Source organism: Paenibacillus xylanexedens (assembly GCF_017874615.1).
Taxonomy (GTDB): Bacteria; Bacillota; Bacilli; order Paenibacillales; family Paenibacillaceae; genus Paenibacillus; species Paenibacillus xylanexedens.
This window is the reverse complement of the sequence record NZ_JAGIKV010000004.1, coordinates 335,679-362,123: the sequence shown is the minus strand read 5'-3', so window position 1 is coordinate 362,123 and position 26,445 is coordinate 335,679. Positions and strand designations below refer to the sequence as shown.

The following is a 26,445-nucleotide window of genomic DNA, read 5'->3' as shown; positions in this document are numbered from 1 at the left end:
TAGTGAGAGTTCTGTATCGGAATAAAAGTGAACAGCATGAGCTGACGGTATATGATACCAAAAAGCTTTATGGAGAGAAGGGCCAGTTTCGTGTATTAGAATTCTCCAACGCAGCTGTGCAGGGAGCCATGGATCTGGATGAGCCTAACCGGATGGTGTTGGAGTATCCGAGAGCGATGGTGCATCTAATGGAACGGAATGATCCTGAGTTTAATACCGTATTTGTGGTAGGACATGGTATTGGCACATTGCCAACCTACTTGTCTGATCGTCAGGTAAAAGTGGCTGAGCTTGACGCAGAGGTCGTGGAGTTGAGCCAGACCTTTTTTGGATATGAGGGAAGCCCTGTGCTCATTGGGGATGGTCGTGAATTATTAGGTCAGGAACCCGCTGCGACATATGATTATATTATTATTGATGCCTTTACGGCAACGGGTACACCCGAGCAGTTTATATCCAGTGATTTTTTTGCCATGGTCAAGGACAAGCTGGACTCGGACGGAGCTGTGATCCTTAATGTGTTCGGGCGTGCGGGCAACGATCAGCTTGTCAATGCGATCTATACGACACTTCAGGCACAGTTTGCCTATACACGTGCATTCGCATTACCTACAGAAACAGCGGATGAAGTTCAAAATCGCATTTTAATGGGTAGTCATCACCCGATCGAATTTCAGGTTCGTCAGATGGCAGGGTTTGTTGAACAAGAGCCAGAAGAAGGATATATCATTGTCGATTAGGGCGATCCTGAACAGTGATTCTTCCAGGGAAAGTAAAATGTCATTAAATCGTCAATCTTACGATGTAATTGTTAAGATTTCTCAGTCTCTTTATTTGATCTTAACAACTTTCGTATAAGATAGAAGGAATATGCTTTTTCATGAAAATCCGGGGGAAGTAAAAGATGATTGGACAGATCAAGAGATCTAGATTACGAAGAAAAATAAAAAACATCAAGAAGATCAGCCTTACGGCTTTACTCGGCGGGTTGGTCACTATTTCAGTTATAATGACATTGACCCTCATGGTCATCTCATCTTATACATCTCAGAAACAGTCACTCATTGATAACACCCTGTCCCTAAACTATGCAAGCGCTGTGCAAATGAGCCAAACGCTGGATTCGCTTTTTTATTCCATGCAGGAGAGCTTGAAATATGCAGCCACATATTTCCCGGACATGGATAACTCCAATACAAAAGAGTTGAATTCCACATTGGATTTGGTTCGCAATAGCAGTAATTTTTTCAATTCCGTTTCTTTGGTAAATAAAGAGGGAGTTATCAGGTCTACCTCACCTTACTCACAGGCTAGTGTAGGTCACCATGTTAGTTCCAATGCAGCAAAAGAAGCGGTTAAATTGAGGGCTTCGTATATCTCCGAAGCGTACCAGACACCCAGAACCAAACGCAGAATTGTATTTGTCAGTGAACCGATCTTTGATTCGGCAGGGGAGTATCAAGGAACAATCGGTGGAAATATCTTTTTGCAGGAAAATAATATATTGAGTCTGTCTTTTGGCAGTCAGCTCAAGACAAGTAATGGTTCCTACTTTTTTATTGTGGATAAGAAGGGCACTTTGTTATTTCACCCAAACACCAATCGAATTGGTGAAAATGTCAGTAAAAATGAAGTGGTGCAAAAGCTGCTAGCAAACAAGAACGGTAAAGAACAATACAAAAACCTGGCAGGTGTGGATTCGCTTGCAGGTTATTACAAAGTTCCATCAACAGATTGGGGCGTCGTAATCGTGTCTCCAACCCAAACGGTGTACGATCAGTTGAATCATCATATCCGTATGTTGTTGCTGTACACCTCAGTGCCTTTCCTGATCCTGACCCTTATTGTGGTGCGGGTTGCACGCAAGCTGGCCAGTCCTTTTGCTATGCTGGCTGATTTGGTGAATCAGGTCGATAAGGGACAAGTGGATCTACCGGTGATAAAACCTCACTGGAATAGAGAGGCAGACCTTCTAACGAGAGCAGTTGTTGGCGCATTGGCGAACTTTAGGAAACAGACAAACCAGCTTGTCTATGATGCCAGAACAGATGTTTTAACAGGCATGAACAATCGCAGAACCTTCGAAGAAGTCATTCAGGAATGGATTCAGGATGAGGCGCCATTCTCCATTATTGTTCTGGATATCGACCGCTTCAAGTCCATTAATGATACATTCGGGCATCATGCTGGGGATGAAGTATTAAAACACATTGCCAATATCATTCAATTGTCTGTTCGACCAGAAGATGTCTGCGCCCGGTTTGGTGGAGAGGAATTTGTAGTCTTGTTAAGAAATTCCGAGTCTAACGTGGCTTTTGAGATTGCTGAACGTATCCGAATAACGGTCGAAGAAAGCATATTGCCTATAGATCGTTCCGTCACCATCTCGGCTGGAATTGCTGAATATCCGAAGCACTCCACAACATCCACAGAACTGTTTCACTTGGCGGATAATGCATTGTATCAAGCGAAGGAAGAGGGACGTAACCGTACGGTTACGATCCAATCGGTTATTAAATAAGCAAGCAAAGAAGCTGTTCCCTAAAAACTAGGGACAGCTTCTTTTGTGTACTATACCTCTTGTGAGGATCTGGCCAGAACCTCATTTGTATACGTTTCTCCCCAATCTCGCATGCTGAAGATGATCGGCCGTAACGTTTCACCAAATGGTGTGAGGGAATACTCCACTTTAGGTGGGATCTGGGGGTATATTTCACGATGAACAATTCCGCTGCTTTCCAACTCTCGAAGTTGCAGGGTGAGCATACGCTGGGTGATGTCAGGAAACAATTTTCGGATCTCGTTAAATCTCAAAGGACCGGAGAATAAATGATACAAAATGGCACCTTTCCATTTGCCTCCGATCACACTGAGGGTAACTTCCACGGAACAGCCGTATGGCGCGGGACATAGCTTGGTTGCGTCCTTTTTCATTATAAGTACACCTCCACTTTACGGTGATTTTCTATAGTATCTATTTGGGTGGTTATATTATATAAAGTACGTATAGTTCATGAATGAGCATATCACTTATGATGCAGATTATAAACCCTAATTCTAGGCGAAGGCAGATGTGTTGATGTCTATAATATAAAAAAGAGCCCCGGTTTCAGGCTCTTCTCTGGATGAATAAAATATGATGATGAGCGTATATACGCTACTTCAGTGACGATAGAATGGAGTCACATAGAGCCATCGTTGCAATATTATCCTTGGCGCTGGAATGTGGGACAGTCTGATTCTGGCAACACGCGATGAAGTGTGCCATTTCACCAACAAACCCGCGTAGATAAAGGTCACGGTAAGCTCCTGACATGGGGGATCCGGAAGGTGTATATATAGTATCTTGCTCCTCGAGAGATTTCCAGGGAAGGCTGGTCGAGCTTCGGGATTGATGAACAGTAAGTGTGTTGATCTCTTCAGCTGACGCAAATCCGTTGTCAAAGGTGACGAGTACACTTTCACTCTCCCGTGACCAAGCACTCATGCCGGTAAAATAAGCGCTGCCTACTACGTTATTTTCAAATACAAGGGAAATGCTTTGATTAATGTGTTCCCCATCCTTCACGGTTGTGCCTGTAACTCGTATTGCTTCTCCGAATAAGTAACGCATCAGATCGACCATATGAATGGCAGCGAGCTTCATGAACTGTTCCTCATCCTTGCAAAATGGGGTACTGTCTACAGCGAATTTCATCTGGAATGAACGTACCTTACCTAGCGAACCACTATCAATTAGCTCCTTCAACTTCATGTATATGGGGGCATAACGTTTCATAAAACCGACCATGACAACGACGCCAGCCTGCTCGGCAGCTTTTGCTACAGTGGCGGCTTCCGCTGCGTTCCATCCGAGCGGCTTATCCACGTATACATTCTTGCTAGCCCGAATGCATTCGAGAACAAGAGCGGTCTGATCTACAGGCTGGGCGACCACAACGACTCCGTCACAGATTTCCTGCTGCAACATAAGCTGAGCATTGTCATACGCTTGTCCGTTGCTGCCAAATCGCAGCAGAGCTGCTTCAGAGCGTTCCATACTGCGTGTGGCAATGGCCTGGATCTCCGCTCCGGCTTCAACAACAGAAGGGTAAATATTCGTGGATGCATGAAACCCGGCACCGATAAAGCACAGATGGGTTGTTTTCAAGGTGGATCTCTCCTTCATTTTTGCATTCGTATGGATGGTATATTTGTTGTTTAATGCTACGATAGGGTGTTTGAAGTTGAGAAAAAAGGACATATGTCCTATTCTTGAAAGAATAAAAAAGAAGTTGCATTTTTATTTTGGAGCATGTATACTCTGAATTACGGTAAAACAAGGAATTGTTTCACCGGAACGCTTTTCATCGATGGATGAGGAGATACATATTATGCGGTCGTGGCGGAATTGGCAGACGCGCACGGTTCAGGTCCGTGTGGGCTAACCCCCGTGGAGGTTCGAGTCCTCTCGACCGCATCTAACAAAAAAGGTTCGTGAGTTGCTCTAGGGCAATTCACGAACCTTTTTTTATTTTGTGGATCATTCGTGTGAAGCCTACATTTTGCTACCAGCATGCTAATGCTAATGTTGCCGCTGGCGCAGAATGACTGCCGTGATGATCCCGGCAATGGCTCCTGCAATACCAAATAGCGATACACTGGCAACCACTTCAACCGACTGGAGACGAAACAAAAAAGCGATACCGCTGCCAAAAGTGGTTCCGGCGAGAAATCCGAGCGAAATTCCTAATTCTTTCGTTAATTTCATTGCTTCACCTACTTGGAAATGTGAGATATGGATTTGCAAATATTGGGTACAGGCAGTAAAGTGTGATCAGGAAAATCATCACATTTTATTTCCTTTTTTATCTTGTGGTTTTAACCCGTTAATTATGCATGATATCTCATATGGGAGGGTAAGAGCGAATGAATATGAACGAACGAATTGCAGCATGGAATGAGGAAGCACAGCAGTGTGCTTGCGGTCATCAACATCGAGTGGTGGATATGCTGATACATCTGGAAGCTGGGGCCATTCAGAGGTTACCGGGTTATTTGTCTGAGCAAGGATATCGTCAGGTGACGGTTGTTTATGATCGACATACGTTTCGGGCCGCCGGATCTGATGTGCTGAGTAGTATTCGCGAAGCGGGAATGCATGTGGATGAGATCGCTTTGCCGGAGAATCGCACGGGGGATATCATTGCGGATGAAGCAGCTATTGTGCAGGTTATGTTGGGTGTGAGACTCGAAAGTCAGGCTGTAATTGCGGTGGGTTCAGGTACCATTCATGATCTGGTGAGATTTGTTTGTTCCAAAATGAATAAGCCCTTTCTATCGATACCGACAGCGGCTTCAGTAGATGGCTTTACCTCTGCGGGTGCACCCTTAATTGTAAGCGGAATCAAACAGACATTTCAGGCTGTTCCGCCTGAAGCTATTTTTGCCGATATGAATATCCTGGAGCAAGCTCCCCAAGTGATGACAGCTGCCGGATTCGGAGATATGCTTGGCAAATATACTTCCCTTGCAGACTGGATTGTTTCTCGTGATCTGGGCGGGGAACCGTTCTGTCCGGTTGCTTATCGGATGACAGAAGAAGCGCTGCATACCTGCATAGATCATGTACAAGCGATTGCGGAGGGGCGAGCAGAGGGAGTAGCTGTATTAATGGACGCCTTAATTGTTTCCGGTATCTCCATGCTGATCATTGACCATTCCCGTCCGGCATCCGGAGGTGAGCATCATCTGTCCCACATTTTGGAGATGGATCTGATGCAAGCGGGAGAAAGGCCGGTTCTGCATGGTGCCAAAGTTGGCGTAGCTTGTGCATTGATTACGGTGAAATATAAAGAACTTGCACAGACATCGGGTGAACAGGTGTTTGGGATATATGACCAATTGCCGGAGGCTTCTCAGCTCATCGCATGGTTGGAACAAGTAGGTGGACCTGTGACTACTGAGCAACTCGGTGTAACCCCGGAGATGGTGGAACATGCATTCAACACAGCGCATACGCTCCGTCCTCGATATACCGGATTGAGATATATCAATGAAGTGTTGAACACAAGGTTAGGATGACCTTTTAGAGAGAATGGTCATGATGAAATGCATTAACTTAGCATGTAGCGGGCTGTGATGGCTCTCCTTGGGAGCAAAAGGCGAAAAAGGGTAGGTTATCTGACATTTCTGATGGAATGGCCAGAACAGTGCTTCAAGTCCGAGAGAGAAGGCATGCATTTATTTTAAAAAAGGCTCTGGCCTCCCTATGGGGAGATCAGAGCCTTTTGGCTGTTCGCTTATTTAGTTGTTGCGACGATCTTTCAAGATGACATCTGCGAACAAAATAGTTTTCGGGATACGGAAAAATTGCTCCGCTTGTTCCTGAAACGCAGCAGAAGGCAGTGTTCCCTGATGCAGCCATTTGCGGAAAGTGCCGGGATGAACCCCGATCCAGTGGCTGACATCTGTCACCGACAGATCATGGACCATACACAAGCCTGTCAAAATACGGTTACTCACCGGAGAACGGGTCACCGTACGCTTCATGAAGCGAGATGACTCGGGTTGACATATGACAGGGCTATTACGCACAACTTCTTCATTGAAAAGAATATGACGCGGGTAGCCGAGTAATTGGCAAGTCTTGTCCAAATTGGTACTGCCGGGTATCCGTCCTTCATATACCCACGCACTGACACTGCGTGAAGAGATGGAGAGGTCTTCAGCGAGCTGGGACAACTTGATATCATTGGCCATCAGTACGGCAAGAAGAACACGATTACGGATTTGACAGCGTGTCGGTTTTCGGAATCGTTTAACACGGACGCCTTTTCCCAAGTATTTACGGTTGATCAGAGACCACGCCTGGATGGAATGTTGTTCTGGTTGATTAGGCATATTTCCTCCGATTTTTTTTAACCAAATACTACAATAAACAACGGGGTACTTTCAAGTGCCGGGTTTACTGGTTACAAATACGTCAATGCGTCAATTCACGATAAAGAGGGAATTACGAACTAGACCATGCGCAATTCACATCCTAGTATATTCCTAGATTACAATGTTTCACTAAAAATGAGGGGAGAAATTGAACAGGAATATAAATAATATAGTTCTAATTACCCATTATTAGGTCTAAAGAACTTTTATCTGTTTTTTGTTGATATGATGCGGTTTATTTCCCTGAATTCCCCAAAATCATGTAATTTTCGTTCCCCTGTTGCGAAGAGGATGTGCACAAATCTGAAATGATAAATCCGCATGTTCAGCATGACATGTGACCTGTCAAATCTCTTACTTTTACATATATTGTATGATACTCAAGTGTAAGGGAGAGGTGAGGAACGTGAATCTATCTGTGAATACCTTTGCTGTCATCTCGGGAGCGTTTGTTACGTTTGCTTTTGGCGGATGGGATCAATTGCTGAGCCTGCTCGCGGTCGCGATGGCTGTGGATTATATCACAGGTTTGGCGGCGGCGGTAAGAACGGGTACGGGGTTAAATAGCAACATTGGATTCTGGGGGATTGCTCGCAAAGGGCTCATGCTGACAGTTGTTTTGCTTGCTCACCGAATTGATCTGATCATGGGAACCGATTTTATCAAAGGTGGAGCTATTTATTTCTATCTGGTGAATGAACTCATTTCGATTACTGAGAATTATGCCAGAATCGGTCTTCCATTGCCTGCAAAGCTCAGACAGGCCATTGCAGTGTTGAAGAAACAGGAAGATCAGGAGTATCTTATGAATCGTGAATGGTCCAAACCGCAGCAGACCCCGGACAACATCAAGCAGCAGGCTGAAACAGGACAAACTCTGCAGGATGAATCCGCGAAACAGAAGGAGGATGGATCTCAAAAGGAATCCGAATCGAAATAAAACGGTTCGGATTCCTTTTTCTTATCAAGAGAACGTTTCCAAGTATCCTTTCGTAATAGAGAACGTTATGATATATTTTGGATACATGAAAATTCATTCATTTCTACTATTATATTAAACGAGGTGTCTGCCCAGATGATAAAACATATTGTCCTGTTCAAAATGAAAGATCGCTCAGCAGAAAGTATTGAAGCTGCAGCCCAGGTGCTTCGTAATCTGGAAGGAAAAATTGATGTCCTGGTTTCACTCGAAATCGGGATTGATGTGCTTCGCTCGGAGAGATCGTTCGACATTTCACTCACGGCGGAGTTTGCGTCACTGGAGGATCTCCAGGCGTATCAGGTACACCCGCTTCATCAGGAAGTTATCAAGTACATGAACGAAGTCAGAGAACAGTCAATTGCAGTAGACTACGAAATCTGATCTGTCATTCAAACTACGTTGAGATAAAGGGGACTCTGCATGAGCGATTTAAGAGACGTTATGGAATTTCTATATATTTTTGTTGTGTTTCTAATCGCTTGTCCTGTGATGATATTCTGGCTTAAGCGAAGAGGGAAACGGAACCGATAACTCATTGAACGGGAAGTGAACGAATGTATTATGTGAACAGAGAACAGATTGCCCGCCGGCTTGCTGCTGTACCGGAAGTAGCTGAAGGGCTTCGCGGGGCAGCAGAGGCTTGGGATGGCAGTCTCATGCTCGGGATGGTACAGGAACGTTGTCTTCACCTGGCGATCGAAATTGTTACCGATGTGGGAAGTTATCTGATCGACGGCTTCATCATGAGAGATGCAAGCAGCTATGATGATATTATTCAGATTAATTATGAAGAAAAGGTTTTTGATAATCCGACCTATGAGATATTGCGTCAGCTTGTCACGTTACGCAAACCACTGGTGCAGGATTATTACACTTGGGAGCGGTCTGAGCTCCATCCGCTTAGCGTAGAGTTGCCGAGTATACTTAAACATTTTACTACTCAGGTTAGCGCCTACGTGGAAAAAGAACTTGGTCCTTTCAATACGGCACAGGCCGAGGGACAGCGTAAGGAATGAGGGAAATCGCATGACAAATGAATCAAAAGAATTCAATGAAGCAAATACTGAAAGTAACGAAACAAATGAAACACCTTCCGGATTCCATCCGGTGTATATGGTTGAACTTTTGTTCCGGGAACGTCCAGAGGTGGATCGCCTGCGTTTGCAGGAAGCTATGATCCGTCATACAGGACAAGTCCGACTGGATGTGAAACAAGAGAGCGGAGGGCAAAAGCATGAGATGCTTGTCTTCTATCATCTGGACCACAAGGTATCCTTCCAGGAAGGGGATATCCCTGCTCAGACTTGTATGCTTCCTGTGAATGAAATCGCAGATCGTGCTCGCTTTGGCGGTGCTCTGCAACAAGCATGGCATTGGCCGGAAGTGGGACAAGCTGTGGAAGCTGCGCGTTACTCCATTCGGATACATGATATGTTCACGGCTGCCATGCCTCGTAAACAGCGCCTGGAGCTGTTTCAGAAGACTGTACTGGCAATCATGGAGAGTTTGACCTGTGATGCGCTGTATTGGTATGGCAGTGACAAGCTGGTTGAACCGGAAGCATATACGCAAGCTCAGGAACGTGAGGAACATCTGTATGCAGCTATGAACGTTCGAATGTATCAAGCCGGAGGTACAGAGGAACAGCGCGGGTTGGTCATGGATACCGTGGGATTATCTGCGCTGGGTGTACCTGATGTCCAGTGTCACTTCGTCGGTCTTGATCCGGATACGGTGGCTCAGACCTTACTGGGTGCAGCGTATTACATATTTGATCAGGGGGATGTTCTGCAAGATGGACAGACGCTGGGTTCTTCAGGTGGACGTCGCTGGCGTTGTGAACATCAGGCGGCATTAATTGCACCTGGACGATATGTGATTGATTTGGACCCGGGGGATGAGCATGCCGCGGCTGATCTCGAGCCGGCTCGTCAGAACTGAGTTTAAGCCGTCATTTGCATCCATTCAAAAAGGGCGTTCAGATTATTTTTAACATCTGGAGTGTCAAGTCAAGCCTGTGCTGCTTATAATGCATCAACAGAGTAGGCATTCGCCCGGATGGCTGAGCGACAGACCGTTGCTTCTGATCCGGTACTTAAACAATAGTAAAGGGAGAGATGTGACGTGAAGGATTCTAACAAAAGTTTGTTGTGGGGAGCTCTTATTGGCTCCGTGGTTGGTTCAGTAACGGCATTATTGCTGGCACCAAAATCAGGGCGTGAACTTCGTCAGGATATTACAGAAGGTGCTCGTCAGGTATCGGAGAAAGGTCAGGAACTGGCTGGTATCGTGGGAGAACAAAGTTCGCAGATCGTATCCAAAGTTAAAGAGACCGCAGATGTCGTGATTCAGGATATTCAATCCTGGCGCAATTGCGCTGAAGGGAAAGAAATTCGCATATCGGCAGCCATTGTTGATAATGATATCGATAAAACAGTGGATGAACCCGGAATTGACATCGTAGCGAAGCTTCCTTCGGATGAGTCCAAGGACGACAACTAAGCAAAGCTTGGGATAAGCAGGCTTTCCTCTATTTAGAGGAGAGTCTGCTTTGTTGCGTGTCCACACATAAATGAGGTAGCGCGTGGATTTAATTTGAACCCTACGATGAAATCGGGTAAGATGTAGGTACCTTTTTGCCGGAATGTTCATACGGTAGGAAGAAAGCTCTGAGAAACAATCGTTTTGAGAACCAATTCAATGAAGAAGGAAGCGGTGTGTTCGTGCAGCAAGCAATCGCTATATTAGACTCCGGTGTGGGGGGATTGACCGTCGCCAAGGAAGTGATGCGTCAGCTCCCGCGGGAAAAGATCATTTATTTTGGGGATACTGCCCGGACACCGTACGGACCCCGTTCGTCCGAACAAGTAAAACAATTTACGGAACAAATCGTTGATTTCTTGATCCAATTCGATCCGAAGGTTATCGTTATCGCCTGTAACACAGCAACAGCAGCCGCGTTGGAGTATATCCGTGGCAAGGTGAATATGCCTGTCATTGGTGTTATACATCCGGGTGCGCGGGCCGCAATCACAGCGACACGTACAGGACGTATTGGTGTGATTGGTACCACGGGTACCATAGGTAGTGGGGCTTATACATCGGCACTCAAGCAGTTGTCCCCCTATATTGATGTGGTCAGTCAGGCTTGTCCGGCGCTGGTGCCGTTGGTGGAACAAGGTGAATTTCGTTCCGAGCACACGACACATACGGTGGAACAATCATTGGGCGAGATCAAACAACAGCCAATCGATTGTCTTATTCTGGGTTGTACGCATTATCCCTTTCTCATGGACACGATTCAGGAAGTTATGGGGCAGGAAGTGAAGTTAATCAGTTCAGCAGATGAAACGGCACGTGAAATCAGTACGATTTTATATGATAAACGAAAGTTGGCCAGTGGGGATGAGACTCCGGTGCATCAATTTTTCTGCACGGGTGACCCGCGTATGTTCCAGAATATCACCCGTCGATGGTTGGGGGAGCAGATCTCCAAGACCCCTGTTGTCTGGCAGGTAACGCAATTATCATAGTTATACTCAAATTATGCATGAATAAGACTTTTAATTAATGTATTTTGGTTGTGGACTATCCCGGAACTGTGAAGTTCCGGGATTTTTTGTCGTCATTATGCATTAGCAGGAGATAAACATGATTCTTGTCACATGACGGACAACCTGACCTGCATACATATGTTACAGACATGAAATTGGTCAGAACTGGACAGGAGACCTGTCTTTTCCTGTGGAAAGGAGAACAACATGGATCTACAGTGGATTATTGTTCAGCGGGGAGATACATTGCCGCGAATTGCGTCAGCACACCATATGACCAAAGAGTTACTTGCTGCACTGAACCCGGAAGTGGCTTCCCAGCCATACTTGCTGGCAGGTCAGATGCTGCGTATTGTCCCCGGGACAGGTCGCAGATACGCTGTACCGCCTGGAGAAAGTGTAGGGGAGATTGCGGGGAGATTTGGTCTGGACGAAGAGGTGTTGCGCCAGGCCAATCCCGAAATTACCAATATAACCGACTGGGTTGGTCGCTGTATTCATATTCCGGCTTCGAATGGAAAAACTATTGTAAAGATTCAGGGAGAGTATGGTTATCGAGAATTAATCAGGGATATAGACAAGCTGGAGAATCAATACTCGTTTATTGAAACGGGGTCCATTGGAACAAGTGTCATGGGGAAGTCGCTGCCTTATTTGCGTATTGGGCAAGGGTCGAGACATATCCATGTTAACGCTTCCGTTCATGCGAATGAGTGGTTGACAACAGCAGTTCTGATGAAGTTTATCGAAGAGTATGCCGAGGCGTATGGTGCGCATAGGGCATGGCATCAATACCAGACAGAACGCTGGATGCAAGAGACGACACTCTGGGCCGTGCCGATGGTTAATCCGGACGGGGTCGAACTGGTTCAGGAAGGTGTGGTCAATCAGCATCCACATGCACAGCAGTTGTTAGCCTGGAATGCGGACAGATCACATTTTACCCATTGGAAGGCCAATATCAGAGGGGTGGATCTGAATGATCAATTTCCAGCCCATTGGGATGAAGAAGCAGCGAGAAGAGGTATGACCTCACCTGGCCCCAGGGATTATGCGGGGACAGCGCCATTGACAGAACCGGAGGCACAGGCGCTTGCGCAGTGGACGCGGCAACACACATTCGATGCGGTTGTATCACTGCATAGTCAGGGACAGGAGATCTATTGGAACTACCGTGATCTGGAACCCAGGGAGAGCGGACCGCTGTCGCGTAGACTCGCCAAAGCTTCCGGCTACAAGGCGGTGAAGCTCGGTGGCAGTGATGCCGGATACAAGGACTGGTTTATTCAAGATTTCGGTAGACCGGGCTTCACGGTAGAAGTTGGATTGGGTGTTAATCCGCTTCCTGTAGAACAGTTTGATGATATTTGTATAGAAGTGGGAATGTTGCTGGCTGAACTGTTATCCAATGGACAATGAGGCAAGACCCCGGATTACAAAGGTGTGAAACTTAACAGTAGATCATTCGTATAACAGGAACGGACGCTATGAGCGACGTTCCGTTTTTATTATTTTTGATAATGGCATGTTACGTCATTCGTTCTGAATGGTTTTCGAACGGGTAATGATGGATGTGCCGTTTCGGCGACATATACAATTATACGGAGGGATTTAAATGAAGTGGAGAAGACTACTGTCGTTCAAACGATGGACACAAGTTTTCAAAAGGCTCCCCCGGCTGCTCCGGGCTCCGCAGATTCCTTTGGGAGAAAAGCTGTTGTTTATTATTCCAGCGCTGTTGTACTGGGTACTTCCTGACGTAATGCCGTTTATGCCCATCGATGATATCGGGGTCACTTTGATTCTGATGAACTGGTTTGTAAGCCGGGCAGAACGTAAATATCCTGTGCTTCAGGAGGGGGCACCTTCTTAATTTGCGGCCCAATGGATCATTTTAACATTGAATTCGCATCAATGTTATTGCGAAGAGCGGTAACTTTCTTTACAATAGATGCTGTAGTTTAAGAATGCTGAAATTGTTGAAACTTGCAATTACAATATAGGAGATGAAGAGAATGAACTGCAAAATTACGCGTAATGCTGCTAAAGTATTGAAGCTTGAATTGGACAAGCCGGAGAACGAAGGAAAAAACCTGCGCGTTGTTATCACCCATGCACATGGTGACCATGCTCACTACGGGCTTGATATCGACACACCAAAAGAAAATGATACGGTTGTATCTACCGATAAAGAGATTGATGTCATTCTTGCGAATGATCAGCCTTTGTTGAACGGTGTTAAAATTGACTACCTCTACTTCCCGGAAGAGGGATTTGTTATTACGAATCCGTCCCAAGGTAATCACGGCGACCACTAAGGGCGCGAAGAAGGGGAACTCATGGCTAACGATATCCGCGTATGCGAAAAGTGTAATCATGTCCGACTGAAATCGATTGTACCCAAGTTGCAAAAAATGGCTCCAGACACGGAGATCAAGATTGGGTGCAAATCCTATTGCGGTCCTTGCGCGAAACGTGCATTTGTCTTTATTAATGGTCGGTATATCAGTGCACCGACAGAAGAAGAAGTGCTCGCCAAAGTCGCAAAGTTCGTGAAGTAATAGGATATAACAAGGTGAGTGAACGAAAAGTTCAAACATCCGCAAGGAGGGGCTATGTGCCTCTCCTTTTTTGCGTTTAGGTAGCAGTGATAGGATGTTTTAAAATGCGGCATCCTCTATCATTTCAGTAATTTGGAAGGTGTTTTCTTGAATTTCAATGGCGATGACGGTATTATCCTTTTTCAGAAAATGTACACTTCCCAGTCGTTTTTCCTCCAATTCTAGCCAACCTGTATCCGCTAACTTCTGAAAATAATCCATTGGTGGGTATAGTCCTTGCTCACCCCCAATATGTTCAAGCTCATACTTAACGCCCTTTTTAAGGTTGGGATCATCGGAATAAGCTATGTTTTCAATAAGCTTTGCATTGGTTGGAACCGGGATGTCTGGGTTAATGGATGAGCCAGTGTAACCTGCAATCTCATATGTAGCTGGAGCGCAGCCTTGTACCCAAATGAGCAAGGGCAACATGCAAAGTGTCAGTAATATTTTCTTCAAATGAATTCCTCCTGATTCGGCATGATTATCTAATTAACGTAGCGTAATCAACTAAAGTTACGATAAAAACACAAAAGAAGAAGAGACGATTGAATTCAATCCAGAATCAGCACGGTCAAGAGAATTTATAATGTTCCTGTCACACCAGAACCCGCAGCGCAGTAATGCTTTTCGGGTTTTTCATATCTTTTGCAAAGACTCTCGATCCATGGGTTTACTCCGACAGTATGTCGAATGGTCGCTTAAAATTCTGTGAGGAGGTTAATAGAATAAGAGCAGGCAAAATTCCATACGGGAGGTACAGAATGACAAAACATATTACAGATTGTACGATTCTGAACAACGGAGTAACGATGCCATGGCTAGGATTTGGAACATATAAAGCAAAAGGTAAGGAAGTGCAACAGGCGGTTGAGACCGCTTTGGAGGTTGGATATCGCAGTATTGATACCGCGTCCATCTATGGCAATGAGGTAGAAGTGGGACAAGCTATTGCAAGCAGTGGTGTTGCCCGTAGCGAACTGTTTGTGACGACCAAACTCTGGAACGAGGATCAGGGATTTGATTCAACATTGAGAGCATTTGAAGCCAGCCAGAAGGCGCTTGGATTGAATGTGATTGATCTTTATTTAATTCACTGGCCTGGCAGAGACCAGTATAAGGAGACGTGGAGAGCATTCGAACGTCTATATAGCGAAGGAAGCATTCGTGCGATTGGTGTGAGTAACTTTCAAGTTCACCATTTGCAAGATATCATAGATGAGGGCGGAACGGTGCCTGCGGTAAATCAGGTAGAGCTGCATCCGGATCTGATCCAGCAGGAACTTCAGGATTTCTGCGGAGCGCAGGGGATTCAGCTGGAGGCATGGAGTCCTATTATGAAGGGCAAGCTGAACCAGGAGTCCACCCTCAAAGCACTGGCACAGAAATATGGGAAAACACCGGCACAGATTATTCTGCGTTGGGACATTCAGAATCAGATTGTGACGATTCCGAAGTCGGTTACCCCGGAGCGTATTCGTGAGAATGCGGACATCTTTGACTTTGAATTGTCACCCGATGAGTTGAAACAGATTGATGCACTGGATTCGGATAAGCGGACGGGTCCACATCCAGATCAACTGTTCTGGGATTAAGTGGGTGGCGCTAATTGAATATAATTGTTTGATGAACTACTGGTGGTTGTTCCGGTTACGGATCGTTCTTTCGATCGCTGTTGTCTCCAAATTTTTTTTGATTCCTCTTTTCAGAGGATAAAATTTGAAGACAAAGGCGAACGCTTCGCTTCTTCAGAATCGATTCCGTCCCCTCCACAGTAACTGTTCATCAAACACAAATATATACAATGAGCTTGAGTGGTGTGTAGCATATAAAAAAGCAGCAGGGTCAGGGGATACTCCCTGATCCTGCTGCTTTTTGTGTGTGAATTGGCTTAAATTTTTTTCGGGACTTCGCAGCCGTCATCTGTGCAGATGCCACTGCCGTCTGTTTCTGTTGTGTTGGATTCAACCATGGTGAAAGGGGAACGGTCGTCCCAGGCTTTTTGAATGGCATCCAGGAATACCTCGTCCGGCTGAGCGCCCGATACGGCGAACTTGCGGTCGAATACGAAGAATGGTACACCGCGGATGCCGAGTTGCTCGCCTTCCGCTTGGTCAGCGCGGACATTGTCGGTGAATTGATCACTGGACAGCACTGCCGTAGCTGCGTCACGATCCAGACCTACTTCTACTGCTAACTGAGCCAACACTTCAGTGTCGCCGGAGTGTTTACCTTCAATAAATACAGCTTGGAATATCCGTTCACTCAGTTCAAGTGCTTTGCCTTGTGTATCTGCCCAGTGTGTCAAGCGGTGAGCTGAGAAGGAGTTCGTAGGAATCATGGCATCGATATTGTATTCCAGTCCTGCCGTACGAGCATTGGCATTCATCTGGGCATTCATACCTTTGGCTTGTTCCACGCTCATATTATATTTGGCAGCCAAATATTCCGAATTGGTTTTGCCTGGGTTCAATGCAGCGTTTGGATCAAGCTCGAAGCTTTTGAATTGCAGCTTCACTTCATCACGGTGTGGGAACTGTTCCAGTACATTCTCCAGGCGGCGTTTACCGATATAACAGAAAGGGCACAGAAAATCAGACCATATCTCAATATTCATTTTATTAAAACCTCCATCATCCTTTTAGTTGAAACTTATATGGTTACAATTATAAAGCCACTTTCTATAATTCGCAAGGAGATTACTTTTTATCCCGATATGCCTTGGACCAATGGTAAGGTTGAATCTCGTCCAATCTTTTGAAGATCAACTGACCAGAAGGATCGTATACGGCAGCTTTGACTTCTTCGCCCCAGTAAAATAATCGTTCCTGGCATACACCACAAGGTGTAAGGACCTTGAATTCTGAATGCTCGTCATCACGAGCGATACAGAGGGAGTGGGTGACGCGTTCGTTCAATTTGTGGGCTTCCAGATAAGCCCCTGTTTCCATACATAGATGCGTGGCATCGTGATGACCTCTGGAGCTATACTAATCAGCAGGGAGCCAGCTTCGGTATAGACGGCACCCGCACCGCCCCATCCCTGAGGATAACGTTGCTTCACAAAGTTTGCGGCTGCATCGAACAATAGCTGTTCAATATTGAGTGGTTCAGTGTGTGATGTCATGTAATGAGAGTTCCCCTTTTTAAAATCTGATTGAATGCAATTCAATTCATTTCGTGTATTTGTTTAGTTTGTCATTACGATCTGCTCATTGCGATGTTGCTGTTGAACTGTCTTCCTCTCGAAAGCGCTGAATCAAATCATAAGTAATGACCGTGTCCGAGACATGCAATCGTTTGGTTGCTTCATCATGACCGGGGCGGCAAGCATTGCTGTCCGTTTTGTCGCGTGTGGACAGGTCATAACAAGCACCGCTCTCATAGATATAATCATCCGATGGAATATAGAATACAGAACCATCCGAGAATGTGCCATTACGCAGCACAACCGTACGTGAAGACCCGTCGTATACGTCGTTACCCATATGATAATAGGACTGGTCGGACACGCCGAGCAGATGCAATACGGATGGCGTGATGTCCAGTTGTCCCGAAGGTTCGTCGATGGTTCCGGCAGCTGCTCCGTCCGGTAAATGCACGAGCAGAGGAACCTCGTTCATGATCTGTGTCATATCCAGTTCGTTCAGCGAACGTCCCAGGAACTGTTCGTATTGTGATTGTTCCTTAATTGAGTTGTCGTGGTCTCCGTAAAACATAAAAATGGTATTTTCCCATAATCCCCGATTTTTCAGATCCTCGACCATCTTGCCGAGTGCCGAATCCACGTAATGAACGGATTGCAGATAGTTTCCGAACATGGTCCCCTGGAACTCGCCTACATCCAGTTGCTGTTTCTCTTTAGGTAAGGCGTATGGATGGTGACTGCTGAGTGTAATGAGGAAGGAATAGAACGGTTCGGTCACCTCACTACTCATTTTCTCAACGGATTGACGGAAAAAGGATTCGTCAGACAGGGACCAACCAAGTGGGTCATCCTGTGCAAAATCATTTTTACTATAAAACTTGTCGTACTTCATATTCTGATACATCGTATACCGATTCCAGAAGCCACTCTCATAAGCGTGAAATACGTTGGTGCTGTACCCGTTATCCTTCAGAATGGAAGGAAGGGAATCATACGTATGGTCTGCATAGCGTACAAACGCTGATCCAACCGGAAGTGGATGCAGGGAAATGTTTGCGCCAAAATCGGCATCTGACGTTCTGCCCTGCCCGGTCTGGTGGTAAAAGTGACTATAATACTGACTTTCCTTCATCAGTTCATTAAAATGGGGTGTGATCTCCTGACCGCCAATGCTCTGACCAATCATGAAGTTCATAAAAGCCTCACCCTGAACAATGATGACATTGCTGTCTTTATATTTGCCAAACAAGGCATCATTCTGCGGGGCAGTTCTTTGCCTTTCAGCGAAGAATGCCTTTGCTTGCTCAACATCAGCGGGTTCAGCCTGCGGCCCGGAGCCGATGTGGTCTTTGGCATAGTTGTACAGATCATAACCGTGAAAAGCGAGCAGTCCGGTTACGTTATACATGGATACATTCCACCAGTTGTTATCGAACAGGCCTTTGGCCCATGTTTTACTGTAGAAATAAATCGGGCCAACCGCGAGGCCAAGTCCCAGCACAAGGGCAATGCTGCCAGCAGTGAGACGGCGGTGCATCCGCGCCTTGCCACCGTTGTACGAATAACTCCCATAGCCATGAACAGACGGACTGGTGTGCTTCGAACGGTAACGTCTGCTGAATAGTACAATAGCTGTGAATGGAATGACGACAAGCCAATCAGCAAAGAACCAGAGATCGCTTGTGTAGATCAATGTAGCGATGCTGTCACCCAATGCGTCTACTTGTCTGGCTTGCAACAATACCGGGATGGTCAAGAAATCCTGGAAATAGCGATAATACACCATATCGGCGTAGATTAGTGCGGTAAGCAGCAGGTTAAGCATGGCGAGAGACAAGATCATGCCTCTACGTGGCAACAACCAGGTCCAAAAGGACAGGAGTAGTAAAGATCCAATGGCAATGACTTTATCCAGCAGTCCCATCGTAATGTTATAAGCGTGAAGATTGTGATGGAGCCACATGAGTTTGAGCAGCATGAGCACAAGAAAAATAAGATATAACGTTAATGGATGATTTAAAAGCCCGCGTGGCATGGAGCTGCGCTTAGGCCGAGTGACAACCATATGTATGTCCTCCTTGCTTTTGTTGTTTTGTTATCGGAATGTAAAATAGGGCTCCATTCATTATAGCGTGGCCTCAAGCGTTTTCAACTATGCCTCAGGGAGAATCGAATCCGGTCCAGACGAAGGCCGATGACGGAGAATTCATATGATCGGAAAAGTGCACAAAAAAAAGCGCCCCGGCCATGGATGGCAGGAGCACTTTGTATTCGAAACAACTATGAAGATTGTGGTGTTTTATTTCGTGGGGGCAGTGGGCCCAAATACTGATAGTACTGGGTTTCAATTCGTCCGTTGAACAACTTGCGACGTTTGTCTGCCTTATGACCGAAATACTCCTCGAAAGCTTTGGTCGACGTGATGGCAAAAAAGGACCATGTTGGCATGTCGAGGTAACTGCGCCCTAATGAGCGGAGCAACTTCTGAACTTCTTTTTCTTCACTCAAACGTTCACCATATGGGGGATTGGTAATGATGACACCATATTCACCCTGTGGTCTTGCGCGATGAGCGGGCAGGACGCTGACTTCAATATCTTTGGCGAACCCAGCACTTTTGATCGCTGCCATAGCAACTTCAATCGCTTCCGGATCAATATCGCTACCTGAAATCTGTAACGGGATATCGTCACGAACAGCATCAAATGCTTCTTCGCGCGCCTGTTCCCATAATTCTTCAGGAATGACAGCCCAGTCCTCAGAGTTGAAGGTCCGACGAAGTCCTGGTGCAATGTTCCAGCCGATCATAGCGGCTTCGATCAGCATTGTGCCTGATCCACAGCATGGGTCATAGAATGGACGGGATACATTCCAGCGACTGAGCTGAATAAGAGCGGCAGCAAGTGTTTCTTTGAGTGGCGCTTCGGTAACGAGTTTACGATAACCCCGTTTATGCAGACCTGGTCCCGTTGTATCTAAAGTAAGCAGGGCGCGATCGTTCAGCAGAATGACCTCAATCACATAACGAGACCCATCCTCTGGGAACCACTCCGTGTCATAAGTCAGCTTCAGTTTCTCTACGATTGCTTTTTTCACGATCCCTTGTGATGCAGGCACACTGCTTAACTGGGATTTTTGAGAACGACCCTCTACAGGGAATTCGCCATCGGCTGGAATCCACTCTTCCCAAGGTAGTGCTTTGGTGCCTTCAAACAATTCGTCGAAAGTCGTGGCAGGGAATTCACCCATTTTCACCAATACGCGATCCGAACTTCTCAGCCACAGGTTACAACGGCAAATATCAATATAATCTCCTGTGAAGAAAACCCGTCCATTGTCGATCGTAACATCTTCATACCCCAGTTGCTTCAGTTCCCGGGCAACAACAGCCTCGAGTCCCATCGCCGAGGTTGCAATCAATTGCAATTGAGCCATGTGATTCATTTCAACTCCATTTCAAGCTGGAGAAGGAATATCCTTCTCTCTGCTGTATAGTAACGGTGCGGCCTTGCCGCTTTCCGTGAAAAAACTTACAATGAGAAATGCGGTGAACGTATGCACTCCTCTTTCGAAGTGATGCATCAGTCAACCGCCTGTGTTGATAACAAACATTTATTATAGAACATTGGCATCCATATGGAAAGCAGTCCAAGTGTCCAAGGAGGATTTTAGTGGTGAATCTGACCCCTGATGAATATGTAAATCAATTATTTCAAGAAGATGAGCTTTTGCTGAAAGTGAAAGAGGCCATCCGTTCGAACGGTATGCCGGAAGTTTCGGTTGCTGCGGCGTATGGACGATTGCTCACGTTTCTAGCGAAGACATCCAAAGCAGAAGCTGCGCTCGAAATCGGCGTGCTGGGCGGTTACAGTGGGATCTGCATTGCGCGTGGTTTGCGTGAGAATGGAACCCTGACTTCGCTGGAACTGAAAGAGGAATATGCAGCAATGGCGCGTGGTCATCTGGAAGAAGGCGGTTTTGGCGAAACGGTGGAGTACCGCATTGGCCCGGCGGCAGATAGCCTGGAGCAATTGGAGCAGGAAGGTCGCACATTTGATTTCTTCTTTATTGATGCAGACAAGGAGAATTATCCGGTATATCTCGATTATGCCATTAAGCTGGCCCGGCCAGGTGCTGTCATTGTAGGTGATAATTGTTTCCTGCGTGGTCGTACACTGAATCCTGACAAGCAGGGCCCGGCCGTGCTTGCTGTTCGCCGTTTCAATGAACAGATGGCAAGTGACCCGCGCCTGGTGACGACCATGTTGCCCGATTACGATGGGCTGGTACTTGCCTGGGTGAAGTAAAAGTGGATATTTCCTAAAGATAAAACTCCGATGAAACACGATCTCACGCTCTTATATTTGTGAGGTGGATCGTGATTCTGTACGGAGTTTTTTTAGTGTGAAAAATATTGATTGTTGAGAATGAGTTTTTATTGAGGTTTATCTAAAAATGAATTGATTTTTTAGTGAAGAAGAGATCATAACTAACTTTCAGGTAATTTTATGGTAACATTGTATATAAAAAGTTATAAATTTCTATATATGGAGGTGTTGAATTGAGACCTTTATTTATTTTTCTTTCTTTGCTTCTGATCTCAGGTTTCGTATTTCATTTTCTTAACGTATACACGCCCTTTTTAATACTGCCAGTTTATATTTTACATATTGCAACCCTAGTTTTCTTTGTTGTTTATCTGTTCAGGTTTTATTTAACTAAAAAAATAATCATAAAATCTGAAAACACACAAAGAAGAGACGACACACCTTGAATCACAGGGAGTATCGTCTCTTTCTTTGTATTTACAGATATCGTTGTAGTAGTTCGATTTATACTTCAGGTGTTCCGTACGTTTCAAACCATTTTTTGATGGTGTCAAAATCGTCACTGAAGGACAAGCCCAACATCAATAATACACGAGCTTGTTGTGGACTCAGGTTGTCGCCTGCAATGATACCTTTGCCGCCGCCATACACACTTCCTGAACCCGTCCGAGTGGTGGTCACAAAGATGACACCTTCTTCAATGGCTTTGGTACGAGCTTGTCCCATAGCTCTGGATATACCGCCAGCTCCGGTACCGGAAGTCACGATTCCTTTGGCACCGCTGCTCACGAATCCTTCAATGGCTCCGCCGCCAGCTTCTTGGTACGAGATCGCAATTTCTACTTTGGCCAGATCTGCCTTTGTGATTTTACTTAGATCAAATACGGGCTTCGCTGTCCCTTCAGGTTTCAAGGCACGTGCAGGAGCACGGTAGATTCGAATGTTTTCTTCATCAATATATCCTACAGCTCCGAGCATCGGTGTTTCAAACGTATCTGTCCGATAATCATTCGTCTTGGTTACACCGCGAGCAAGCTGGATTGTGTCATTCAACATGAGTACTGTGCCAAATGAAGTGGTACGACCACTGCCTGCAAGTTTGATGGCATTGTACAGATTGGCTTGAGCGTCAGAACCGATGACGGTCCATGGACGCATGGAGCCTGTGATCACGACAGGTTTGTCACTCTGAACCGTCATATCGAGGAAATAAGCGATTTCTTCCATTGTATCTGTACCCGTGGTAACGACAACACTGTCATACGTTGCTAGAGCTTTGTCTACCGTCTGCGACAAGTCATAGAGGTCGGTCATGCTATAGGAACCTGAACCTGAGTTTCCGAATTGGAGTGTGCTAACATCAGCAATCTTCTGTTTATCCGGTAAGGCGTCTACCATCTCTCCAATGGGAAGTGTACCTGCCTTGTAATTCTGGAAGCTGGTGGCGTCCTCGGATTGACCGGCAATCGTTCCGCCAGTTCCAATCACCAATACATTAGGAAGTGCAGATTGTTTGGAAGAGTCCGGTATTGCAGGGATGGAAGTATTACGAGCCGGGGTAGTTGTTGTTGTTGTCTGAACAGCGCCTGTTGTGCCTTTCACCTCTACCGTAGCTGCGTGCGCAGCGTAGGTTCCAATGGGGGACAACGAGATGGTCAATGCTGTTAAAGCTGCGGTACTCCATACGGCCCAGGGACGAAGATTGGATGTTTTACTCATGAATAGCACTCTCCTTCAAGTAAGTGTGATGTTAAGTTTGTTAAGAAGAATATGTATACCATTTCAAATTGATTGTATTTCATGTTAAGTAATATGACAAACGTAGATAAGCATAGAGTAATCGGTTACATTCATAGATAATGAGAGTAAAATGATTGTTTATAAGGAATTATGAAAGAATATTCATTCTGATATAGATATATAAGAGCTGGTTTTAGGAGTTTTCAAGAAAAATAAGTCTTTATAATGTTAGTTAATATTACATATTGAGTCTTTTGTCCTGATAAAAAGAAGTGTTTTAATAAAAAAATGTCGAATTGGGACTCATATCAGAAGTAGGTAACAGAATGAGAGGATGATAGTAACGCATATTAGGTAATGGGGCTCAATTACGGTCTAAAGAGTGGTTTCGTTATAGAGTTATGTTTATAATAGGGGTGATCAACATATGTAAATAAATATATAATATTGATTGGAGGAGAAACGATGAAACAGGCACCGAGAAAGTATGCAAATTACATTCCGATTCGGGAACTGGAGACTTTGGAAGAGAGGTTATCTCCCTTCAAGGTGTATGCAGAACTTCGTGATAACACTCCAGTCCGCTATGATGAGCATCGAGAATGTTGGGATGTTTTTGGTTATGAAGATGTGAAGTACGTTCTGAAAAATCCGAAACTGTTCTCTTCTGCACGTGATCGTGCCAATACGAGCATGTTGACAACAGACCCTCCCAAACACAAACAGCTGCGTGATCTGGTGAACCAGGCGTTTACACCCAAGGCAATTGAAGCATTGGCTCCGCGTATTCAGGAAATCACAGATGAGTTAATTGCTCCACACCTTTCAGAAGGACATATGGAACTTATTGATGATCTCGCAACACCATTGCCTGTCATTGTCATTGCGGAATTGATCGGAGTCCCTGCGGCGGATCGTCAAAAGTTCAAAGACTGGTCTGATGTATTGGTGAAAGGCGCACGTGATGATAGTGAACAGGCCTTCCAGGAGTTATTGGAGGAGAAAAAAAGAAATATGCAGGAGTTGCATATCTATTTTACTGACATTATGGAAGAACGTCGGTTGCAGCCAAAGGATGATCTGATCTCATTACTGCTTGCTGCGGAGATTGATGGTCAGCAATTGACTTCAGATGAAGTGGTAGGCTTCTGTATTCTATTACTTGCTGCCGGTAATGAAACAACAACCAACCTGATTACCAATGCGGTTCGTATTCTGTCTGAACAACCCGAGCTACAACAGGAGTTGCGCGAACATCCTGAGCGGATTACTTCTGCGATTGAAGAGACGCTGAGATATTATCCGCCAATTGTCGCGATTGGACGGGTCGCCAAGGAAACTGTAGAGTTGAATGGTCAGACGATTCAAGCTGGAGAGCAGGTGATTTCCTGGGTTGGAGCAGCCAATCGGGACAGTACACAATTTGAACACCCGGAAGATTTCATCTCTGATCGCAAGCCGAACAGGCATATGGGCTTTGGTTTTGGCATTCATTTTTGTTTGGGTGCACCACTCGCTCGTTTGGAGGCAAGGGTAGTTCTTCATACATTGCTTCAGCACATGGGAAACATTCAGCTTATGCCGGGAACGGCTCTGCAACCGATACAAAGTGCCTTTGTGTTTGGTGTGAAGCATTATCCTATACAATTCAATCTAATAAATAGATAAATAATTAAATGAATGGCACATGAATGACAAAAGCCGCTTTCAGGCCCATTAGGCGCTGGAAGCGGCTTTTTCTGATAAAACGTTTATATCGACTCATTAAGAAATGGATAGGGAATCAGGATTCCCGAATAGAAGCAGGTTTGTTATACAATTTGAATCGGACCCAAACCATATTAAGCAGCAGCAGTCCGCCAGATACGATAAATAGACCTTCGATCCCGATGAATCCTGCCATAAATCCTCCAATGATCGCTCCAAGCATGTTGCCCAGCGCCAGAGTACTCGTATTAAAACTGAATGCACGGCTGATCATGCTATCGGATGTATAGGAACGGATCAGGGCATTAACGCTTGGAAGCAGGCCACCCATGAACACACCCATCATGAAACGAACTATAATGAGCTGCCACACGGTCTGAACAAATGCCTGCGGGATAAGCATGAGTCCTGTTCCTATGAGGGAGAACGTCAGCACCTTGTGAGGACCAATCCGGTCACTCAGCTTCCCGAGAATCGGAGACATAGCCATATTGGATAGTCCCGTAACTGCACCGACAAGTCCTGCCCAGAAGGCCACGTTTACATCCGAAGCATGCAATTTTTGCACATACAGCGGCAAGAGTGACATGGGGCTAATCATCGCAAACTGCAACAGAAATGTCACAGCAAACAGTGCGGGCAGTTGAGGTGACTTGTTCAATTCCTTCAGACCGGATAATACGGATTGTGCCGGCAGTTTGGCTGCTTCTTGACGGTCAAATTTCTCTCTCACCAGGAACATGGCGAGCATGGAAGCAACAAAAATCAGTCCACCTGTAATGTAGAAAATGGGGCGGAAGCCTACCGCATCCGCTAACAAGCCACCAATGAGTGGACCCAGGATGGTGCCGGCAACCTGCCCGGACTGACTGATTCCCATGGCAAAACCCATGCGGTCTTTCGGAGTGGTACCTGATATCAGCGCAACAGCCGCTGGATTGAAACCGGAGATGGTACCGTTAAGCAAACGTAATAAGAGAAGCTGCCAAGGATTCTGTGCCAGACCCATAAGGGCAATTACGATGGCCATCCCGAATCCCGAACGCAGCAGCATAACTTTACGGCCGTACTTGTCCGATAACTTTCCCCAGAGTGGTTGGAACAAAAATGAGGTGAGGAAATTGGCTGCAAAAATAAATCCCGCCCAAATGCCAATTTCATGTTCGCCAACAACGCCCAGATCTCTTGCGAGATAAAGAGACAAAAATGGGGTAATCATGGTCATGCCCGAATTGACCAAAAATTGTCCGAACCAAAGCACAATGAGGTTTACTTTCCACGTTTTCAAAGTGCTTTCACTTCCTTTCAAAGATATTTCTGTAATTCTCAAAAAAACACCATTCTTTCATTATAACATAATTGGCATATGAGGGATGGGTGTAAGGAATGTCATAGTATTGTCACGTAGAACGCATCTGCATGTGGTTGTTACGGCTGTTTAAAAAGGGCATAATGGTAATTA

Annotated in this window: 25 protein-coding genes, 1 tRNA gene and 2 pseudogenes; 17 read left to right on the top strand and 11 right to left on the bottom strand. The window is 45.6% G+C overall.

Annotation, left to right across the window (positions count from 1 at the left end; genetic code table 11):
* Positions 1 to 2 precede the first annotated feature (2 nt).
* A complete protein-coding gene (locus J2Z28_RS07710; protein WP_211081794.1) occupies positions 3 to 740 on the top strand; it encodes a spermidine synthase in 738 nt (245 codons plus the stop codon).
* A gap of 164 nt (positions 741 to 904) precedes the next feature.
* Positions 905 to 2,521, top strand: a complete 1,617-nt coding sequence (locus tag J2Z28_RS07705) for a sensor domain-containing diguanylate cyclase (RefSeq protein WP_211081793.1) — start codon at positions 905 to 907, stop codon at positions 2,519 to 2,521.
* A gap of 50 nt (positions 2,522 to 2,571) precedes the next feature.
* Here the strand turns inward: J2Z28_RS07705 and J2Z28_RS07700 are convergent, their stop codons facing one another.
* Positions 2,572 to 2,934, bottom strand: coding sequence for a winged helix-turn-helix transcriptional regulator (locus tag J2Z28_RS07700; protein ID WP_036609739.1), 363 nt, complete (start codon positions 2,932 to 2,934; stop codon positions 2,572 to 2,574).
* A 223-nt stretch (positions 2,935 to 3,157) separates the two neighbouring features.
* A complete protein-coding gene (locus tag J2Z28_RS07695; protein WP_211081792.1) occupies positions 3,158 to 4,150 on the bottom strand; it encodes a Gfo/Idh/MocA family protein in 993 nt (330 codons plus the stop codon).
* Positions 4,151 to 4,375: 225 nt separating this feature from the next.
* Between J2Z28_RS07695 and J2Z28_RS07690 the strand changes: the two genes are divergently transcribed.
* Positions 4,376 to 4,459: transfer RNA gene (locus J2Z28_RS07690), tRNA-Leu, on the top strand.
* Positions 4,460 to 4,564: 105 nt separating this feature from the next.
* Here J2Z28_RS07690 and J2Z28_RS07685 read toward each other — a convergent pair.
* Positions 4,565 to 4,750, bottom strand: a complete 186-nt coding sequence (locus tag J2Z28_RS07685) for a hypothetical protein (protein WP_211081791.1) — start codon at positions 4,748 to 4,750, stop codon at positions 4,565 to 4,567.
* A gap of 158 nt (positions 4,751 to 4,908) precedes the next feature.
* Here J2Z28_RS07685 and J2Z28_RS07680 point away from each other — a divergent pair, with 158 nt between their 5' ends.
* Positions 4,909 to 6,063, top strand: coding sequence for a sn-glycerol-1-phosphate dehydrogenase (locus J2Z28_RS07680; protein WP_211081790.1), 1,155 nt, complete (start codon positions 4,909 to 4,911; stop codon positions 6,061 to 6,063).
* Positions 6,064 to 6,285: 222 nt separating this feature from the next.
* Here J2Z28_RS07680 and J2Z28_RS07675 read toward each other — a convergent pair whose 3' ends face one another.
* Positions 6,286 to 6,882 (bottom strand): helix-turn-helix domain-containing protein, encoded by a 597-nt coding sequence (locus J2Z28_RS07675; RefSeq protein ID WP_017689431.1) that lies wholly within the window; start codon positions 6,880 to 6,882, stop codon positions 6,286 to 6,288.
* 415 nt (positions 6,883 to 7,297) lie between these two features.
* Here J2Z28_RS07675 and J2Z28_RS07670 point away from each other — a divergent pair.
* The 10 genes and pseudogenes from J2Z28_RS07670 to J2Z28_RS07625 form a co-directional block, all read left to right on the top strand.
* Positions 7,298 to 7,714, top strand: a pseudogene (locus J2Z28_RS07670) (phage holin family protein); the annotation flags it as partial.
* 285 nt (positions 7,715 to 7,999) lie between these two features.
* On the top strand, positions 8,000 to 8,287 hold the full coding sequence (locus tag J2Z28_RS07665) for a Dabb family protein (RefSeq protein WP_017689429.1): 288 nt from the start codon (positions 8,000 to 8,002) through the stop codon (positions 8,285 to 8,287).
* A 173-nt stretch (positions 8,288 to 8,460) separates the two neighbouring features.
* Positions 8,461 to 8,922, top strand: coding sequence for a DUF86 domain-containing protein (locus J2Z28_RS07660; protein WP_211081788.1), 462 nt, complete (start codon positions 8,461 to 8,463; stop codon positions 8,920 to 8,922).
* A gap of 10 nt (positions 8,923 to 8,932) precedes the next feature.
* Positions 8,933 to 9,847 carry a DUF4261 domain-containing protein gene (locus J2Z28_RS07655; RefSeq protein ID WP_211081787.1) on the top strand — a complete coding sequence of 305 codons (915 nt, stop codon included), beginning with the start codon at positions 8,933 to 8,935 and terminating at the stop codon, positions 9,845 to 9,847.
* Positions 9,848 to 10,030: 183 nt separating this feature from the next.
* Positions 10,031 to 10,408 carry a YtxH domain-containing protein gene (locus J2Z28_RS07650; protein WP_211081786.1) on the top strand — a complete coding sequence of 126 codons (378 nt, stop codon included), beginning with the start codon at positions 10,031 to 10,033 and terminating at the stop codon, positions 10,406 to 10,408.
* Positions 10,409 to 10,629: 221 nt separating this feature from the next.
* The gene (gene racE, locus J2Z28_RS07645; RefSeq protein ID WP_076249991.1) at positions 10,630 to 11,439 is read left to right on the top strand and encodes a glutamate racemase; all 810 of its coding nucleotides are present in this window, start codon (positions 10,630 to 10,632) and stop codon (positions 11,437 to 11,439) included.
* Between the two features lie 228 nt (positions 11,440 to 11,667).
* Positions 11,668 to 12,879 (top strand): M14 family metallopeptidase, encoded by a 1,212-nt coding sequence (locus J2Z28_RS07640; protein ID WP_211081785.1) that lies wholly within the window; start codon positions 11,668 to 11,670, stop codon positions 12,877 to 12,879.
* Between the two features lie 196 nt (positions 12,880 to 13,075).
* Complete coding sequence (locus tag J2Z28_RS07635) at positions 13,076 to 13,333, top strand: hypothetical protein (RefSeq protein ID WP_017689423.1); 258 nt, start codon at positions 13,076 to 13,078, stop codon at positions 13,331 to 13,333.
* 142 nt (positions 13,334 to 13,475) lie between these two features.
* Positions 13,476 to 13,778 (top strand): heme biosynthesis protein HemY, encoded by a 303-nt coding sequence (locus J2Z28_RS07630; protein ID WP_017689422.1) that lies wholly within the window; start codon positions 13,476 to 13,478, stop codon positions 13,776 to 13,778.
* 21 nt (positions 13,779 to 13,799) lie between these two features.
* A complete protein-coding gene (locus J2Z28_RS07625) occupies positions 13,800 to 14,021 on the top strand; it encodes a YuzB family protein (protein WP_017689421.1) in 222 nt (73 codons plus the stop codon).
* A gap of 99 nt (positions 14,022 to 14,120) precedes the next feature.
* Here J2Z28_RS07625 and J2Z28_RS07620 read toward each other — a convergent pair whose 3' ends face one another.
* A complete protein-coding gene (locus J2Z28_RS07620) occupies positions 14,121 to 14,519 on the bottom strand; it encodes a hypothetical protein (RefSeq protein WP_211081784.1) in 399 nt (132 codons plus the stop codon).
* Between the two features lie 305 nt (positions 14,520 to 14,824).
* Between J2Z28_RS07620 and J2Z28_RS07615 the strand changes: the two genes are divergently transcribed.
* Entirely contained in the window at positions 14,825 to 15,655 is an 831-nt protein-coding gene (locus tag J2Z28_RS07615; RefSeq protein ID WP_211081783.1) for an aldo/keto reductase, read from the top strand.
* 296 nt (positions 15,656 to 15,951) lie between these two features.
* Here J2Z28_RS07615 and J2Z28_RS07610 read toward each other — a convergent pair whose 3' ends face one another.
* From J2Z28_RS07610 to J2Z28_RS07595, 4 genes and pseudogenes are all read right to left on the bottom strand, one after another.
* Positions 15,952 to 16,677 (bottom strand): DsbA family oxidoreductase, encoded by a 726-nt coding sequence (locus tag J2Z28_RS07610; protein WP_211081782.1) that lies wholly within the window; start codon positions 16,675 to 16,677, stop codon positions 15,952 to 15,954.
* A gap of 82 nt (positions 16,678 to 16,759) precedes the next feature.
* Positions 16,760 to 17,187, bottom strand: a pseudogene (locus J2Z28_RS07605) (cytidine deaminase).
* Between the two features lie 85 nt (positions 17,188 to 17,272).
* A complete protein-coding gene (locus J2Z28_RS07600) occupies positions 17,273 to 19,273 on the bottom strand; it encodes an LTA synthase family protein (RefSeq protein ID WP_211081781.1) in 2,001 nt (666 codons plus the stop codon).
* Between the two features lie 215 nt (positions 19,274 to 19,488).
* Entirely contained in the window at positions 19,489 to 20,643 is a 1,155-nt protein-coding gene (locus J2Z28_RS07595; protein WP_076249918.1) for a THUMP domain-containing class I SAM-dependent RNA methyltransferase, read from the bottom strand.
* A gap of 239 nt (positions 20,644 to 20,882) precedes the next feature.
* On the opposite strand from J2Z28_RS07595, the gene J2Z28_RS07590 reads away from it, so the two are divergent.
* Positions 20,883 to 21,515, top strand: coding sequence for an O-methyltransferase (locus tag J2Z28_RS07590; RefSeq protein WP_211081780.1), 633 nt, complete (start codon positions 20,883 to 20,885; stop codon positions 21,513 to 21,515).
* Positions 21,516 to 22,040: 525 nt separating this feature from the next.
* Here the strand turns inward: J2Z28_RS07590 and J2Z28_RS07585 are convergent.
* Entirely contained in the window at positions 22,041 to 23,255 is a 1,215-nt protein-coding gene (locus J2Z28_RS07585) for an asparaginase (protein ID WP_211081779.1), read from the bottom strand.
* A 486-nt stretch (positions 23,256 to 23,741) separates the two neighbouring features.
* Between J2Z28_RS07585 and J2Z28_RS07580 the strand changes: the two genes are divergently transcribed.
* Complete coding sequence (locus J2Z28_RS07580; protein WP_211081778.1) at positions 23,742 to 24,944, top strand: cytochrome P450; 1,203 nt, start codon at positions 23,742 to 23,744, stop codon at positions 24,942 to 24,944.
* A 115-nt stretch (positions 24,945 to 25,059) separates the two neighbouring features.
* Here J2Z28_RS07580 and J2Z28_RS07575 read toward each other — a convergent pair whose 3' ends face one another.
* Positions 25,060 to 26,271: an MFS transporter gene (locus tag J2Z28_RS07575; protein ID WP_211081777.1), complete on the bottom strand. Its 1,212-nt coding sequence runs from the start codon at positions 26,269 to 26,271 to the stop codon at positions 25,060 to 25,062.
* Between the last annotated feature and the right edge of the window lie 174 nt (positions 26,272 to 26,445).

What these genes read in the sequence shown, in the direction of transcription:
- J2Z28_RS07665 (WP_017689429.1), top strand. Translation starts at nt 8,000, where the DNA reads ATGATAAAACATATTGTCCTGTTCAAAATGAAAGATCGCTCAGCAGAA.
- J2Z28_RS07625 (WP_017689421.1), top strand. Translation starts at nt 13,800, where the DNA reads ATGGCTAACGATATCCGCGTATGCGAAAAGTGTAATCATGTCCGACTG.
- J2Z28_RS07585 (WP_211081779.1), bottom strand. Translation starts at nt 23,255, where the DNA reads ATGAGTAAAACATCCAATCTTCGTCCCTGGGCCGTATGGAGTACCGCA.
- J2Z28_RS07640 (WP_211081785.1), top strand. Translation starts at nt 11,668, where the DNA reads ATGGATCTACAGTGGATTATTGTTCAGCGGGGAGATACATTGCCGCGA.
- J2Z28_RS07600 (WP_211081781.1), bottom strand. Translation starts at nt 19,273, where the DNA reads ATGGTTGTCACTCGGCCTAAGCGCAGCTCCATGCCACGCGGGCTTTTA.
- J2Z28_RS07660 (WP_211081788.1), top strand. Translation starts at nt 8,461, where the DNA reads ATGTATTATGTGAACAGAGAACAGATTGCCCGCCGGCTTGCTGCTGTA.
- J2Z28_RS07680 (WP_211081790.1), top strand. Translation starts at nt 4,909, where the DNA reads ATGAATATGAACGAACGAATTGCAGCATGGAATGAGGAAGCACAGCAG.
- J2Z28_RS07595 (WP_076249918.1), bottom strand. Translation starts at nt 20,643, where the DNA reads ATGGCTCAATTGCAATTGATTGCAACCTCGGCGATGGGACTCGAGGCT.
- J2Z28_RS07685 (WP_211081791.1), bottom strand. Translation starts at nt 4,750, where the DNA reads ATGAAATTAACGAAAGAATTAGGAATTTCGCTCGGATTTCTCGCCGGA.
- J2Z28_RS07700 (WP_036609739.1), bottom strand. Translation starts at nt 2,934, where the DNA reads ATGAAAAAGGACGCAACCAAGCTATGTCCCGCGCCATACGGCTGTTCC.
- J2Z28_RS07705 (WP_211081793.1), top strand. Translation starts at nt 905, where the DNA reads ATGATTGGACAGATCAAGAGATCTAGATTACGAAGAAAAATAAAAAAC.
- J2Z28_RS07675 (WP_017689431.1), bottom strand. Translation starts at nt 6,882, where the DNA reads ATGCCTAATCAACCAGAACAACATTCCATCCAGGCGTGGTCTCTGATC.
- J2Z28_RS07610 (WP_211081782.1), bottom strand. Translation starts at nt 16,677, where the DNA reads ATGAATATTGAGATATGGTCTGATTTTCTGTGCCCTTTCTGTTATATC.
- J2Z28_RS07635 (WP_017689423.1), top strand. Translation starts at nt 13,076, where the DNA reads ATGAAGTGGAGAAGACTACTGTCGTTCAAACGATGGACACAAGTTTTC.
- J2Z28_RS07580 (WP_211081778.1), top strand. Translation starts at nt 23,742, where the DNA reads ATGAAACAGGCACCGAGAAAGTATGCAAATTACATTCCGATTCGGGAA.
- J2Z28_RS07655 (WP_211081787.1), top strand. Translation starts at nt 8,933, where the DNA reads ATGACAAATGAATCAAAAGAATTCAATGAAGCAAATACTGAAAGTAAC.
- J2Z28_RS07615 (WP_211081783.1), top strand. Translation starts at nt 14,825, where the DNA reads ATGACAAAACATATTACAGATTGTACGATTCTGAACAACGGAGTAACG.
- J2Z28_RS07630 (WP_017689422.1), top strand. Translation starts at nt 13,476, where the DNA reads ATGAACTGCAAAATTACGCGTAATGCTGCTAAAGTATTGAAGCTTGAA.